14 protein-coding genes are annotated in these 15,042 nt (G+C 66.8%); 9 read left to right on the top strand and 5 right to left on the bottom strand.

Annotated features, from left to right (window positions below; translation table 11 throughout):
• Nucleotides 1-132 precede the first annotated feature (132 nt).
• From AB0T83_RS01300 to AB0T83_RS01290, 3 genes are read left to right on the top strand one after another with little or no spacing between them, the layout of a single operon-like run.
• Nucleotides 133-1,185, top strand: coding sequence for a LacI family DNA-binding transcriptional regulator (locus AB0T83_RS01300; protein WP_366190879.1), 1,053 nt, complete (start codon nucleotides 133-135; stop codon nucleotides 1,183-1,185).
• Nucleotides 1,172-2,500 carry a GH1 family beta-glucosidase gene (locus AB0T83_RS01295; RefSeq protein WP_366190877.1) on the top strand — a complete coding sequence of 443 codons (1,329 nt, stop codon included), beginning with the start codon at nucleotides 1,172-1,174 and terminating at the stop codon, nucleotides 2,498-2,500. Before AB0T83_RS01300 ends, AB0T83_RS01295 begins: the two co-directional genes overlap by 14 nt.
• A gap of 22 nt (nucleotides 2,501-2,522) precedes the next feature.
• Nucleotides 2,523-3,464, top strand: coding sequence for a glucokinase (locus AB0T83_RS01290; protein ID WP_366190875.1), 942 nt, complete (start codon nucleotides 2,523-2,525; stop codon nucleotides 3,462-3,464).
• Between the two features lie 24 nt (nucleotides 3,465-3,488).
• On the opposite strand, the gene AB0T83_RS01285 is transcribed toward AB0T83_RS01290, so the two are convergent.
• Nucleotides 3,489-3,821 (bottom strand): HesB/IscA family protein, encoded by a 333-nt coding sequence (locus AB0T83_RS01285; protein WP_366190873.1) that lies wholly within the window; start codon nucleotides 3,819-3,821, stop codon nucleotides 3,489-3,491.
• Between the two features lie 76 nt (nucleotides 3,822-3,897).
• Here AB0T83_RS01285 and AB0T83_RS01280 point away from each other — a divergent pair, with 76 nt between their 5' ends.
• The 6 genes from AB0T83_RS01280 to scpB all read left to right on the top strand — a co-directional run bounded on the left by AB0T83_RS01280 (nucleotide 3,898) and on the right by scpB (nucleotide 10,313).
• Nucleotides 3,898-5,049 (top strand): deoxyguanosinetriphosphate triphosphohydrolase, encoded by a 1,152-nt coding sequence (locus tag AB0T83_RS01280; protein WP_366190871.1) that lies wholly within the window; start codon nucleotides 3,898-3,900, stop codon nucleotides 5,047-5,049.
• Nucleotides 5,050-5,107: 58 nt separating this feature from the next.
• Entirely contained in the window at nucleotides 5,108-6,850 is a 1,743-nt protein-coding gene (gene argS, locus AB0T83_RS01275; RefSeq protein WP_366190869.1) for an arginine--tRNA ligase, read from the top strand.
• Between the two features lie 74 nt (nucleotides 6,851-6,924).
• On the top strand, nucleotides 6,925-7,788 hold the full coding sequence (locus tag AB0T83_RS01270; protein WP_366190867.1) for an SPOR domain-containing protein: 864 nt from the start codon (nucleotides 6,925-6,927) through the stop codon (nucleotides 7,786-7,788).
• A gap of 43 nt (nucleotides 7,789-7,831) precedes the next feature.
• Nucleotides 7,832-8,848: a glycoside hydrolase family 3 N-terminal domain-containing protein gene (locus AB0T83_RS01265; protein ID WP_366190866.1), complete on the top strand. Its 1,017-nt coding sequence runs from the start codon at nucleotides 7,832-7,834 to the stop codon at nucleotides 8,846-8,848.
• On the top strand, nucleotides 8,845-9,642 hold the full coding sequence (locus tag AB0T83_RS01260; RefSeq protein WP_366190864.1) for a segregation and condensation protein A: 798 nt from the start codon (nucleotides 8,845-8,847) through the stop codon (nucleotides 9,640-9,642). Before AB0T83_RS01265 ends, AB0T83_RS01260 begins: the two co-directional genes overlap by 4 nt.
• Complete coding sequence (gene scpB, locus AB0T83_RS01255) at nucleotides 9,639-10,313, top strand: SMC-Scp complex subunit ScpB (protein WP_366190862.1); 675 nt, start codon at nucleotides 9,639-9,641, stop codon at nucleotides 10,311-10,313. Before AB0T83_RS01260 ends, scpB begins: the two co-directional genes overlap by 4 nt.
• Nucleotides 10,314-10,462: 149 nt before the next feature.
• On the opposite strand, the gene aroA is transcribed toward scpB, so the two are convergent.
• From aroA to AB0T83_RS01235, 4 genes are all read right to left on the bottom strand, one after another.
• A complete protein-coding gene (gene aroA, locus AB0T83_RS01250) occupies nucleotides 10,463-11,818 on the bottom strand; it encodes a 3-phosphoshikimate 1-carboxyvinyltransferase (RefSeq protein WP_366190860.1) in 1,356 nt (451 codons plus the stop codon).
• Nucleotides 11,819-11,904: 86 nt separating this feature from the next.
• A complete protein-coding gene (gene trmB, locus AB0T83_RS01245; RefSeq protein ID WP_366190859.1) occupies nucleotides 11,905-12,621 on the bottom strand; it encodes a tRNA (guanosine(46)-N7)-methyltransferase TrmB in 717 nt (238 codons plus the stop codon).
• Between the two features lie 33 nt (nucleotides 12,622-12,654).
• On the bottom strand, nucleotides 12,655-14,172 hold the full coding sequence (gene lnt / locus AB0T83_RS01240) for an apolipoprotein N-acyltransferase (protein WP_366190857.1): 1,518 nt from the start codon (nucleotides 14,170-14,172) through the stop codon (nucleotides 12,655-12,657).
• A complete protein-coding gene (locus AB0T83_RS01235) occupies nucleotides 14,162-15,040 on the bottom strand; it encodes a CBS domain-containing protein (RefSeq protein ID WP_366190855.1) in 879 nt (292 codons plus the stop codon). The genes lnt and AB0T83_RS01235 overlap by 11 nt, the downstream gene beginning before the upstream one ends.
• Nucleotides 15,041-15,042 lie beyond the last annotated feature (2 nt).

Here is a 15,042-nt window from a genome sequence, read left to right as displayed (position 1 = left end):
ACGGTTTCGTGTTTGATCCTGAAAACAAAGGTATGTTAGCGGTATCGAATATTGCCTCCATGGATTCAAAGCGCTTTGACGAAATTGAAAACTCCGGCTAGGCTTGCCGTCGACCATAGCACGGAAGCCGCGATGAACCTGAAAGATCTCTCCAGCCTGCTCGGACTCAGCCAGACCACGGTCAGCCGCGCCCTGAACGGCTATCCGGAGGTCTCGGAAGCCACCCGCGCGCGGGTGCTGGAAGCCGCCGCCGCCCATGGCTATCGCCCCGACAGCCGCGCCCGGTCGCTGGCCACCGGGCGCGCCATGGCAGTGGGTCTGGTCGTGCCGGTGAACTCGCGCCACGAACGCGTGAACCCGATCTTCGCCGATTTCATCGCCGGCGCCGGGGATGTCCTGTCGGCCCGCGGCTATGACATCATGCTGTCGCTGGCCTCGGGCGAGGATGAGGCCGAAACCTATCGCTCGCTGGCCGCGCGCGGGCGCGTCGACGGGGTGATCGTGCAGGCGCCGCTGATCCGGGACTGGCGGATCAAGATGCTGCGCGACCTGGGCCTGCCCTTCGTGGTGCATGGCCGCATCTCGGGCGAGGACGCGGCCTATTCCTGGATCGACATGGACAACCGCCGCGCCTTCCGCAAGGCCACCGATCACCTGCTGGATCTGGGCCACAGCCGCATTGCCCTGCTGAACGGGCTGCGCGACATGGATTTCGCGCACCGGCGCGAGGATGGATTCCTGCAGGGCATGGCGGCGCGCGGACTGTCGCCCCTGGCCCGGCACATTCAGAACGCGCCCATGACCGAGGATTTCGGCTATGCCGCCACAACCGCCATGCTGGAGGCCGAGGACGCGCCCACCGCGATCCTGACCGCCTCGGTTCTGGTGGCCTTCGGTGCCCGCCGGGCGATCGAGGCGAAGGGGCTGAAGGTCGGGCGCGATGTCTCGATCGTCACCCATGACGACGTGCTGACTTATCTGCCCAACACCGGCGATCCGCCGATGTTCACCGCCACCCGGTCGTCGGTCCGGCGAGCCGGGGAACAGGCGCTGGAAATGCTGTTGCAACTGATCGACGCTCCGGGTTGCGGCCCGCTTCAAACGCTGATGGAGGCGGAACTGGTGCAAGGCACCTCCTCCGGCCCCGTCCTGAACAAGGAACCCCACGCTCATGCTGAAACGTAGCCAGTTTCCCGAAGATTTCATCTTCGGCACCGCCACCTCGGCCTATCAGATCGAAGGCCATGCCCAGGGCGGCGCCGGGCCGACTCATTGGGACAGTTTCGCCGCCACCCCCGGCAATGTCGTGCGCGCCGAGGATGGCGCGCGGGCCTGCGACCATTACCACCGCTATGAAGCGGATCTCGACCTGGTGGCCGCCGCGGGGTTCGACGCCTACCGGTTCTCGACCTCCTGGGCGCGGGTGCTGCCCGAGGGGCGCGGCACGCCCAACAGCGACGGGCTGGATTTCTACGACCGGCTGGTCGACGCCATGCTGGAACGCGGCATCAAACCCGCCGCCACCCTGTACCACTGGGAACTGCCGCAGGCGCTGGCCGATCAGGGCGGCTGGCGCAACGGCGACATGCCCAAATGGTTCGGCGAATTTGCGGATGTGATCGCCCGCCGGCTGGGCGACCGGCTGTGGAGCGTGGCGCCGATCAACGAGCCCTGGTGCGTGGCCTGGCTGTCGCATTTCATGGGCCATCACGCCCCCGGCCTGCGCGACATTCGCGCCGCCGCCCGCGCCATGCACCATGTGCTGGTGTCCCACGGCACGGCGATTTCGGTGATGCGCGACCACGGCATGACCAACCTCGGCGCGGTCTGCAACTTCGAATACGCGCTGCCCGCCAACACCTCGCCCGAGGCCGCCGCCGCCGCCGCGCGCTATGATGCGATCTACAACCAGTTCTTCCTGTCGGGCCTGTTCAAGGAGACCTATCCGGAACTGGTGCTGGAAGGACTGGAACCGCATCTGCCGAAAGGCTGGCAGGACGATTTTGCCACGATACAGGCACCGCTGGATTGGCTGGGGCTGAACTATTACACCTGCAAGCGCATCGGCGCGAACAACGGCCCCTGGCCTGCCTGTGACGAGTTGGACGGCCCGCTGCCCAAGACCCAGATGGGCTGGGAGATCTGCCCAGACGGGCTGTCGCATTTCCTGACCGCCACCGCGCGCGACTATACCGGCGACCTGCCGCTCTATGTCACCGAGAACGGCATGGCCAATCCGGACGTGCTGCGCGACGGCAAGGTCGAGGATCCCGAACGCATCGACTATCTGACCCAGCACATGGATCGGGCGGTGACCGCGATTGCCGAGGGTGTGCCGCTGAAGGGCTATTTCGTCTGGTCGCTTATGGACAATTACGAATGGGCCCTGGGCTATGAAAAGCGCTTCGGGCTGGTCCATGTGGATTTCGAAACCCTGACCCGTACCCCGAAACAGTCTTGGCACTGGATGAGGAACCTGCTTGTTGGGGCGCAAACATAATGATCAGCCGGGACCATCTGTCATGACCATCCTTGTCGCCGATATCGGCGGAACCAATACCCGCGTCGCCCTGGTCAAGGAGGACGCCACCGCGCCGCACAGCGTGGCGCGCTTCCGCAACGCCGAGTTTCCGTCGCTTGAGGCAGTGCTGGATCGCTACCTGACCGATCTGGGCCGACCACTTTGCACGGCCGCCTGCGTGGCGGTTGCGGGCCCGGTGCGTAATGGCGTCGGGCGCATGACCAACCTGGCGTGGGAGATGGACAGCGAACGCCTCTGCGCGGCCACCGGGGCGGCGCATGGCTATGTCATCAACGACCTGGAAGCGCAGGGCCACGCGCTGGAGAACGTGGCGACGCGCTGCCTGATGGGCAAACCCATGCCGCAGGAAACCGACGAGACGCGTCTGGTGGTGGGGCTTGGCACCGGCTTCAACGCCGCCCCCGTGCACGCCGGAGAAGGCGCACAATACACCGTGGTGCCGTCGGAATGTGGCCATATCAGCCTGCCGGTCTGGGACGAGACCTCGATGGCGCTGGCGATGGAACTGGCCGCGGTGCATGAATTCGCCTCGGTGGAAGAGGCGCTGTCGGGGCGCGGGCTGATGGCCGTGCACGCCCATGTGGCCGGCGACGCCGCCTGGGCCACCACGGTTGAACTGATCGCGGCCCTTCAGGAACCCGAAGTGCGCGATGTCGATCGCGACACCATGCGGCTGTTCTGCCAGTTGCTGGGCCGGGTGCTGGGCGATCTGGCGCTGGTGCATTTGCCCTTCGGCGGCATTTATCTGATCGGCGGTCTGGCCCGCGCGGTCAGTCCCTTCTTCGTCGAAGGAACTTTACCCGAGGCTTTTGCCGACAAGGGCCGGTTCCGCGAGTTCATGGCGGATTTCAGCCTGTATCTTGTGGAAGACGACTACGCCGCCCTGACCGGCTGCGCACGCTATGTCGGGCGGCAGATCTGAGGGATCTGCCCGCCAGCGGCATTTCTACATGGAAAACGAGGTGCCGCAGCCGCAACTGGCCGTGGCATTGGGATTCTCGATGATGAAGCGGGCGCCGATCAACTCCTCGGAAAAGTCGATCACGGCGTTTTCCAGGAACGGCAGCGACACCCGGTCGACCACCACGCGCTGACCGCTGCTTTCGATCACCAGGTCATCCTCGGCCGGATCATCCAGCTTGATGTCGTATTGAAAGCCCGAGCAGCCGCCGCCTTCGACGGCCACCCGCAGCGCCTTGGGCGCCGTGCTGGTTTCGTTGATCTCGGCCAGACGCGCAAACGCCCGGTCGGTCACTTTGGGAGGCAGGGAAAGGTCCATATCGTCACGGGGGATTTGCTTCGGTTGATGAGAAATATATGCACGCCCAAGGGATGCCACAAGACGAAGGGCCCAAATGCGCCAAAGCTATGCCTCTGACCCGGCCCACAGCCGGGGGCGACTCTACCCCGAGGGGCTGAGCACATTCCGCTCGCCTTACCAGCGGGATCGGGATCGGATCATCCATTCCAGCGCGTTCCGGCGGCTCAAGCACAAGACGCAGGTTTTCGTCGAACACGAGGGCGATTACTTCCGCACCCGGCTGACCCATTCCATCGAAGTTGCGCAGGTGGCCCGCACCATCGCCGGGGTGCTGGGGCTGGACACCGACCTGACCGAGGCGGTGGCGCTGGCCCATGATCTGGGCCATCCCCCCTTCGGACATACCGGCGAGGATGCGCTGAACGTGCTGATGGCGCCCTATGGCGGCTTCGATCACAACGCGCAGGCGGTGCGCATCGTCACCAGCCTGGAACGGCACTATGCCGAGTTCGACGGGCTGAACCTGACATGGGAAACGCTGGAGGGGCTGGCCAAGCACAACGGGCCTGTCACCGGCGATCTGCACTATGCGCTGGCCGACTACAACGCCCGCCACGATCTGGAACTGAACACCTATGCCAGTGCCGAGGCCCAGGTGGCGGCCCTGTCGGACGACATCGCCTATAACAACCACGACCTGCACGACGGGCTGCGGGCAGAGCTGTTTTCCACCGATGAACTGGCCGAAATGCCGATCCTGAAGGACTGCTTCGCCGAGGTGGACCGCAGGTTTTCCGACCTGAACTACTACCGGCGGCGGCACGAGGCGTTGCGCCGGTTCTTCGGCATTCTGGTCGAGGATGTGATTGCGCAGGCGCGCGGCCGTCTGACCGATCTGGACCCCGCCACCGCGCAGGACATCCGCAATGCCGGGCGGCCCATGGTCGTGTTCTCGGACGGGGTCTGGAAGGATCTGACGGTGATTCGCCAGTTCCTGTTCCACCGCATGTATCGCGCGCCTTCGGTGGTGGTGGTCCGCGAGAAGGTCACGCAGGTGGTGATGGATCTGTTCCCGCTGCTGATGAACACCCCCGAACTGATGCCGCGCCAATGGCGCAAGGACGTGGCCGAGGCCGAGACCGAAACTCAGTTGGCCCGCATCGTGGCCGACTATATCGCCGGGATGACCGATCGCTTCGCCCGGCAGGTCCACGCAAAATACCTGGGCGGCCCGGCCAGCCAATGACGGATTGCGCCTCGCGTCAGCCGTGCTAAACCCCGCGCAAACGACGGGAAGATGAGCCATGAACCTTTTTGACGAGATCCGCAGCCTTGTACTGGACAGCCTCGACGCGCTGGAGCGCGACGGCGTTCTGCCGCAGGGGCTGGAGCGCCGCGCGGTCTCGGTCGAGCCGCCACGCGATCCGGCGCACGGGGACATGGCCACCAATGCGGCGATGGTGCTGGCCAAACCGGCGAAGATGAAACCACGCGACATTGCCGAGGCGCTGGCCGCCCTGCTGGTCGCAGATCCGCGCATCGACACCGCCGAAGTGGCCGGTCCGGGGTTCCTGAACCTGCGGCTGGCCGCCGGTCAGTGGCAGGGTCTGGTCACTGGGATTCTCAAGGCGGGCGACACCTATGGCCGCTCGACCCTTGGCACCGGCAAGCGGGTGAACGTCGAATATGTCTCGGCCAACCCCACCGGACCGATGCATGTGGGCCACACTCGCGGCGCGGTCTTTGGCGACGCATTGGCCAGCCTTCTGGCCTTCGCCGGCTACGATGTGACCCGCGAATATTACATCAACGACGGCGGCGCGCAGGTCGATGTACTCGCCCGTTCGGTCTATCTGCGCTACCTCGAAGCCTTCGGGCAGGAGGTGGCCTTTCCCGACGGCACCTATCCCGGCGACTACCTGATCGCCGTGGGTCAGGCGCTGAAGGACAAGGTCGGCGATGCCTACCTCGACAAGGGTGAAGACGTCTGGCTCGACGCGGTGCGCAGTTTCGCCACCGAGGCGATGATGGATCTGATCCGCGCCGATCTGGCCGCCCTTGGCGTGACCATGGACAATTTCTATTCGGAAAAGGCGCTCTATGGCACCGGCAAGATCGAGGCGGCGCTGGCAACGCTCAGCGCCAAGGGTCTGATCTATGAAGGCGTTCTGGAACCGCCCAAGGGCAAGACCCCCGAAGATTGGGAACCGCGCGAACAGACCCTGTTCAAATCCACCGCCCATGGCGATGACGTGGATCGCCCGGTGAAGAAATCCGACGGCAGCTGGACCTATTTCGCGCCGGACATCGCCTATCATTATGACAAGGTTTCCAGAGGCTTCGACGCGCTTGTTGATGTGTTTGGCGCCGATCACGGCGGCTATGTCAAACGCATGAAAGCGGCCGTGTCTGCCCTGTCGGATGGCAAGGTGCCGCTGGATGTCAAGCTGATCCAGCTGGTCAAGCTGACCCAGAATGGCGAGCCGGTGAAAATGTCGAAACGCGCCGGCACCTTCGTCACCCTGCGCGATGTGGTCGATCAGGTGGGCGCCGATGTGACCCGCTTCGTGATGCTGACCCGCAAGAACGACGCGCCGCTCGAATTCGACTTCGACAAGGTGCTGGAACAGTCCAAGGACAACCCGGTCTTCTACGTGCAATACGCCCATGCCCGCGTCTGTTCGGTGCTGCGCAAGGCGGTCGAGATGGGCGTGGACGTGTCCGATGCCAACCTGGCGCAGCAGGATCTTTCGGTCCTAACCGATCCGGCGGAACTGGCGGTGATCCGCAAGCTGGCGGAGTGGCCGCGCCTGGTCGAGATCGCCGCCTCGGGCAGCGAGCCGCATCGCGTCGCCTTCTACCTCTATGACCTCGCCTCGGAATTCCACGCGCTGTGGAACCGCGGCAACGACAACCCGGCGCTGCGCTTCCTGCAGGACGACCCGCAGGCGACGGCTGCAAAAATCGTGCTGCCCCGGGCGGTTGCCGTTGTTATTTCGACCGGTCTTGGTATTCTTGGCGTGACGCCTGTGGAGGAAATGCGCTGAGATAACGGCCGCCCCACGGGTCGCGAGCAGGCACAGGCCGGGGCTTTCGGGACCCGGACAGGACATTGGGGCAAATGATGGCGTATTCGGACAGCTATGATTCCGGGCCGGCGGACACGCATCCGCAGGGACCGGGCGTTTCGGCAATTGTGGGCTGGCTTGGAGCGGCGACCTCGGTCGCACTGGTCGCGGGGCTTGGATACTGGGTCTACGATCTGGCCACCCGCGACATCACCCGCGTGCCGGTGATCCAGGCCATGGACGGCCCGCCGCGCGTCGCCCCCGAGGAACCCGGCGGGTTTGAGGCCGCGCATCAGGGCTATTCGGTCAACGCCATCGCCTCCGAGGACGTCGAGGAACCGCTCGCCGAACGGCTGGTGCTGGCGCCCGAGGCCGTTGGCCCCGCGCCCGAGGACACGGCACGCGGAGAGCCTGCCGATCCGCTCGCCTCGATGCGCGACGCGGTGCAAGGTGCGTTGAACGAGGTGCTGGGACTGGATGCCGATACGCCCCTGCCCGATCTGGAAGGTCTGGCCGTACCGCAGGCGGATCAGAACCCCGGCGCGCCGCGACCATTGCCGCGTCCCGATCAGGACGTGGTGACACGGGCCGCCTCGGACACGTCGATTGCCCTGCTGCTGCCCGCCGTCGCCACCACCAGCGAAATCGACCCCGACCTGATCGCCTCGGGCACGCGCCTGGTGCAGCTGGGCGACTACGACACCGAGGCCGAGGCCGCCGCCGCCTGGGATCGCCTGGGCCTGAGGTTTTCGGATTTCCTCGCCCCCAAGGCGCGAGTGATCGAACCTGTCACCCTTGCCGGCACCACCCGCTACCGCCTGCGCGCCTATGGTTTCACGGGACTGGCTGACGCCCGCAACTTCTGCGCCGCCCTTCTGGCCGAACGCGCCGAATGCATCCCGGTGCGGACGCGCTGAGCGATTGCATCCCGGCCCGGAAACGGCAATCCTGCCGGGCAGAATGACGGAGGCAATCATGGCCCAGGGGGCAACGATATTCGGCTGTTCGGGGTTTGCCCTGACCCCATCCGAGGCGGCGTTCTTTCGCGAGGCTGACCCTTGGGGCTTCATCCTGTTTGCCCGCAATATCGACACCCCCGATCAGGTTCGCGCCCTGACCGCCGACCTGCGCTCTGCGGTGGGCCGCGACGCCCCGGTGCTGATCGACCAGGAAGGCGGACGCGTCCAGCGCATGGGGCCGCCGCATTGGCGGCAATGGCTGCCGCCGCTGGATCAGGTGGACCGGGCCGGGCCCCATGCCGCCGCCAGCCTGACCCTGCGCGCCCGCGTCATCGCGCAGGAACTTCGCGCGGTCGGCATCGACGTCAATTGCGCGCCCACGGCCGACGTGGCCAACGACCAGACCCATCCCTTCCTGCGCAACCGCTGTCTGGGCACCGATGCCGCGCAGGTGGCAATTAATGCCCGCGCCATGGCCGACGGCTTTCTTCAGGGCGGGGTGCTGCCGGTTCTGAAACACCTGCCCGGTCACGGGCGCGCCACGCTGGACAGTCACAAGGCCCTGCCACGGGTGGACACGCCGCAGGCGACGCTCGCCACCACAGATTTCGCCGCCTTCAAGCCGCTGGCCGATCTGCCGCTGGCGATGACCGCGCATTTGCTGTTTCCCGACATCGATCCCGACCGGCCCGCCACCCTGTCGCCCCGGCTGATCCAGCTGATCCGTGACGAGATCGGCTTTGACGGGCTGCTGATGACCGACGACATCTGCATGGGCGCCCTTGGCGGCGCGCTGGCCGACCGCTGCACTGCCGCCCTGTCAGCCGGCTGCGACGCCATCCTGCACTGCAACGGCGAGATGGCCGAGATGCAGACGGTGGCCGAAGCCTCCGGCACCCTCTCGGCAAAGGGACAGACCCGCGCAGAGGCCGCATTGGCCCTGCGCCGCCCCCCCGAGGACGCCGACGCGGAGGCCCTGACCGCACAGATGACCGCCCTGCTGGACCCCGCCGCATGACGCCCTCGGGCCCATCGTCGGACGACAACGTCACACCGCTTGAGGCCCGCCTCGCCTCCGAGGCGCTGATCGTCGATGTGGATGGGTTCGAAGGCCCGCTCGACTTGCTGCTGACCCTGTCGCGCACCCAGAAGGTGGACCTGCGCAAGATCTCGGTGCTGGCGCTGGCCGAGCAATATCTGGTCTTCGTCGACAAGGCCAAGGAGTTGCGCATCGAACTGGCCGCCGACTATCTGGTCATGGCCGCCTGGCTTGCCTTCCTGAAATCGCGCCTGCTGTTGCCCCCCGACCCCGAGGACGACGGCCCCTCGGGCGAGGATATGGCCGCCCACCTGGCCTTTCAGTTGCAGCGGCTGGAAGCCATGCGCGAAGCCGCCGCCAAGCTGATGGGCCGAGACCGGCTGGGCCGCGATGTCTTTGCCCGTGGCGAGGAGGAAAGCGTGGCCCGCCTGCGCCGCACCCGCTTCACCGCCTCGCTGCTGGATCTGATGCAGGCCTATGCCCGCCTGCGCACCAAGGATGACTTCCGCCCCTTTGTGCTGGACCGCGGCCCGGTGCTGACCATGGAAGAGGCGCTGGACCGCCTGCGCCCGCTGGTGGCCTTCGCCGGAGACTGGACGGATCTTTCCAGCTATCTGCCCGACGGCTGGCTGGAGGATCCCAAGAAGCGCCGCTCGGCACTGGCTGCCACCTTTGCCGCCTCGCTGGAGCTGGTCAAACGCGGCCAGGTCGAGTTGGACCAGTCCGACACTTTCGCCCCCATCCGCCTGCGCCGCCGAAAGGATGACCCATGACCGAGGACGCCCCGAAGGACGACCCCAGCCTGTTCACGGCCCCGCCCATGGGCGAACAGGAGCGGATGGTCGAAGCGGTGCTCTTCGCCTCTGCCGCCCCGGTCACCCTGAAGGAGCTTTACGGCCGCCTGCCCCATGGCTCCGACCCGGTCACCGCCTTGGTGCATCTGCAAAAACGCTACGAAGGCCGAGGCGTACAATTGCTGAAATTGGGCGAAGCCTGGGCCTTCCGCACCGCGCCGGACCTTGCCTTCCTGATGAGCCGCGAGACCCTGGAAACCCGCAAGCTGTCGCGCGCGGCCATCGAAACCCTGGCGATCATCGCCTACCACCAGCCGGTCACCCGCGCCGAGATCGAGGAAATCCGCGGCGTCGGCGTCAGCCGCGGCACCATCGACCAGTTGCTCGAGATGGAATGGATCCGTCTGGGCCGCCGCCGCATGACCCCCGGACGCCCGGTGACCTTCGTGGTCACCGAAACCTTCCTCGATCACTTCAGCCTGGAAAGCGCCCGCGACCTGCCCGGCCTCAAGGAATTGCGCGCCGCCGGTCTGCTCGACAACCGCCCGCCACCGGGCGCAGACCTGCCCGGTCAGGACACCGGCGATACTGACCAATCCGAATTGTTCGAAGGCGGAGACAGTGCCCCCCCGGCCCCCGAGGCCCCCTGACAGCTGGCAGAAACGCGCCCACGACCCGTTTCCAAAACCGCTCGAGGCTTAGCCCGTTCGCGCCTGAGACGCTCCCCCAGAGCATTCCCGAGACGGCGCTCACTTTTTCTTGTTACAAATACTCCCGCCGGAGGCACGAAATCCGCGCGTCAGCGCGCCGCTTCATCCTCCAACCGCGCGCCCAGCTCCCGCATCAGGGGCACGAAGATCGGGAAGGACGTTGCAATCGGCCCGGCGTCATCCACCGTCACCGGCTTCTGCGCGGCCATGCCAAGGCACAGGAAAGACATGGCAATGCGGTGGTCCAGCCGCGCGGCCGCGGTCGCGTCACCGGGCACGCCGCCCGCCCCCATGCCGTGCACGATGAAGGTATCTTCGTCTTCCTCGATGGTCACACCGCAAGCTTCCAGCCCGCGCGCCATGGCGTCGATCCGGTCGCTTTCCTTGACCCGCAGTTCCTTGACCCCGCGCATCACCGTCTTGCCCGTGGACAGGGCCGCCACCACCGACAGGATCGGGTATTCGTCTATCATCGACGGTGCGCGCTCGGGCGGCACTTCGATGCCCTGCATGCTGTCCGAGAACCGGGCGCGCAGGTCGGCCACCGGCTCGCCCCCCTCGGTGCGTTCGTTCTCATAGGTCAGATCCGCGCCCATCTCGCGCAGGGTGGCGAACAGTCCCGCCCGCGTCGGGTTCAGGCCGATGTTGGGGATCAGCACGTCCGAGCCTTCGGTGATCAGCGCCGCACAGACCGGGAAGGCCGCCGAGGAAGGATCGCGCGGCACCACGATGGTCTGCGGTTTCAATTCGGGCTGGCCGGTCAGGGTGATGACCCGCCCCTCGTCGGTGTCCTCGGTCGTCACTACCGCCCCGAAGCCCGCCAGCATCCGTTCGGAATGGTCGCGGGTGGCCTCCTTCTCGATCACCACGGTCTGGCCCGGCGCATTCAGCCCGGCCAGCAGCACGGCGGACTTCACCTGCGCCGATGGCATCGGCGTGGCATAGCGCACCGGCACCGGGGTGGCCGCCCCGACGATGGTCATCGGCAGACGCCCGCCCTTGCGGCCGTAACTCCGGGCACCGAACAGCGCAATCGGATCGGTGATCCGCCCCATGGGACGGCTGCGCAGCGAGGCATCGCCGGTGAAGGTGGCCGAGATCGGCGTGGTCGCCATGCATCCCATGATCAGCCGCACCCCGGTGCCGGAATTGCCGCAGTCGATCACATCCTCGGGTTCGGAAAACCCGCTGACGCCGACCCCATGCACCCGCCAGATGCCATCGGCATCGCGGGCCACTTCGGCTCCGAAGGCGCGCATCGCCTTGGCGGTGTCCAGCACGTCCTGCCCTTCCAGCAGCCCGGTCACGCGGGTTTCACCCACGGCCATGGCGCCAAGGATCAGCGACCGATGCGAGATCGACTTGTCACCGGGGACATGTGCGGTTCCGGTCAGCGGGCCCGCGCGGTGCGCGGTCATCGGGGCGGCGGGTCCGTGGGACGACATCGGAAAGCTCCTCTCAAACTGGTTGCGCTTCTCCTAGCGCCGGTGTGCCGCAAGGTCCATGGGGACGCAGCGGATGCGTGGAGGTCTCAGACCCGCCGGAAGGTCAGGTAATGCGGCGTGCGCCCCTCGCGCAGCGCCTTTTGCTCATAGCGGGTCGAAATCCAGTCGTCCCAGGGCGCGCGCCAATCCTCGGGGCCTTCGGCCAGCCATTCGAAATCGGGCCGTGCCATAAGTTGCTCCAGCGCCTGCCTCACGTAGTCGGGAATATCGGTGGCGATGCGGAAGATCGCGCCGGGCTTCAGCACCCGCGCCAGGGGGTCCAGATGCTCGGGCGTCACGAAGCGGCGGCGGTGATGGCGCTTTTTCGGCCAGGGGTCTGGGTACAGCAGGAAGGCGCGCGAGATGCTGGCCTCGGGCAGCACATCGAACATGTCGCGCACATCGCCCGGATGCACCTTCAGGTTCTCGACCCCGGCGCGGCGGATTTTGCCCAGAAGCATGGCGACGCCGTTGATATAGGGCTCGCAGCCGATGATGCCGACATCGGGGTTTTGGGCCGCCTGATGCACCATATGCTCGCCGCCGCCGAACCCGATCTCCAGCCAGACCGGCTTGCCGCCGAACATGGCGTCCAGATCCAGCGGCACGCGTTCGGGGTTGGCGTCCCAGTCCACTTTGCCGGGCGAGAGCGCCACGAGGTCTTCGTTCAGATAGCCCTTCTGGCTATCCCGCAGGCCCTTGCCACGTCGGCGGCCATAAAAATTGCGCCACGGGGCGCCAGAGGGGGAATTGCTGTCGGTCATGGGCCGGGGATGTGCGCGGCTGGCGGCGAAAGGTCAAGCCCCTCGCACGCGGCGCAGCCCCAGACCGGCGGTCAGGCCCAGGGCGGCGATCAGCACCGGCCAGTTCCCTGTGCGGGAATAAAGGGTCGGCGGCAGCGGCGCGGGTAGTGCCACGTCGATCACCCCGGCCACGCCCAACGGGATCTCGGCCAGCATCTGGCCGGCCGGACCGATCACCGCCGATATGCCGGTGTTGGCGGCGCGCACCAACGGCACGCCCTGTTCGACCGCCCGCATCCGCGCCTGCGCCAGATGCTGCTGCGGTCCCGCGAATTCACCGAACCACGCGTCATTGGTGACCTGCACGATCCAGTCGGCGCGCGGACCGGGGGCGAAGCCATGGCGCGGGAAGATTGCTTCATAGCAGATCAGCGGCAGCACCCGGCCCAGCCCCTGCCCGCGCAGGTCCAGCACCTGCGGCCCCGGACCAGAGGAAAATCCGCCCAGCATGTCGGTGGCCAGCCCCGCCAACCCCAGCCGGGCGGCCAGCGCGCCGCCGGGAAAATACTCGCCGAAGGGCACAAGGTGGAACTTGTCATAGACCGCGAGGGGCTGACCCTCGCCATCCAGCACCCCGACCGAATTGCGCAACTCTGCCCCGTCGAACCGCTGCGCGCCCACCAAGGTCACCGCCCCGCCCGCCGCGCGGGCGATCTGGGCATTGCCCTCGGACTCGCTGCCCCAGAGGTAGGGCAGCGTCACCTCGGGCCAGACCACCACATCCGGGGTCAGCGTGCCGGGCTGGCCGGTCAGTTCCAGCTTGCGCCGCCAGAACACCGGGATCATGTCGGGCTGCCATTTCAGGTGCTGCGGCGCGTTGGGCTGCACCACGCGCACCACCGGGCCATCTCCTGCCACGGGCGGTAAGGCCTGCAGGCTGGCCGCCCCGCCGACCCAGACCGCCAGCAGCACGGCCGGTCCCGCCGCCCCGCGCCAGAGCCCGGCCCCTCGTTCGAACAGCAGCACCGCGAGACCGCCGGCCGCCAGAACCGTCAGTGCCACCAGGCCATAGGGCCCGCCCCAGGCGGCAGCCATGCGCACCGGCGTGTCGGTCCAGAAGGTGGCGAGCATCCCCCAGGGAAACCCGGTGAACAGCACGGCGCGGATCATTTCGGCCAATGGCAGGGTGGCGGCCAGCGCCAGCACCCGATGGCCCAGCCCGGCCCCGCGCCCCAGCCAGACCGCAGCCGCCGCCGCCCCGCCCCAGAACAGCGCCATGCCACCGGCCAGCAGGACCAGCGCGAAGGGTGCCATCCAGCCGTGGCGGGCAATGTCCACCAGAAACGGCTCGACGATCCAATGCAGGGTTGCCAGGAAATAGCCGAAGGCCAGCGCCCAGCCGCGCCAGAACCCGGCGCGGGGTGTCGGCGCGGGCAAGGCCAGCCCCAGACCCCCGGCCAGCGGCAACAGCGCCACCAGCGGCCAGCCGAATGGTGCCTGCCCCAGCGCCGCCGCCGCCCCGCAAAGCGTCAGTGCCAGCCAGAGCCTGCGGCCCGAAAGCTCAGCCCGCATCCGGTTTGCTGTTGGGTGTGCGAATGCGCAACCGCTTGATCCGGCGCGGGTCGGCATCGACAACCTCGATCTCGACCCCGGCGGGATGCTTCAAAACCTCGCCCCGCGCCGGGACGCGGCCCATCAGCAGGAAGACAACGCCGCCCAGCGTGTCGATATCCTCGTCCACGTCGGGCATGTGCAGATCGACACCGATAGCCGCCGAGAACTCGTCCAGGGGTGCGCGCGCCAGCGCCACGAAGGTGCCCGGCGCTTCTTCGGTCCAGGGCTGAACCTCTTCCTCGTCGTGCTCGTCCTCGATCTCGCCGATCACCTGTTCGATCAGATCCTCCAGCGTCACCAGGCCGTCGGTGCCGCCGTATTCGTCGATCACCAGCGCCATATGGGTGCGCTGGGTCTGCATCTTCTGCAGCAGCACGCCGATGGGCATCGAGGGCGGCGCATAGATCAGCGGGCGTACCAGATCGCGCAGATCGAAGCCGCTGTTGTCGCAATCGAAGCCATGCTTCAGCGCCACGTCTTTCAGGTGCACCATGCCGATCGGGCTGTCGAGGGTCCCGTCATAGACCGGCAACCGCGAATAGCCGCTGTCGCGGAACAGATCCACCAGATCGTTGAGCGGGCATTCCATCGGCACCGCCGTGATCTCGGCCTTGGGCACCGCCACATCCGAGATCTGCATGCGGCGCAAGTTGGACAGGCCGGGCCGTTCCTTCGGACCGCCTGCATCGATGGCATGGCCATTTTTAGGATGATCGTCCGAGGATTGGTCGGCGCGGCTGAACACACGCCCCAAAAGGCCCCATCGGCTGGATTGGTCGTCTTGCGAGTCGGCCGTCTCCGGACTGGACCCGTCTGCGTCGTTCATTG

The sequence above is a fragment of the Meridianimarinicoccus marinus genome (assembly GCF_040689105.1).
Lineage (GTDB): Bacteria > Pseudomonadota > Alphaproteobacteria > Rhodobacterales > Rhodobacteraceae > Meridianimarinicoccus > Meridianimarinicoccus marinus.
This window is presented reverse-complemented; position numbering and strand designations above follow the sequence as displayed.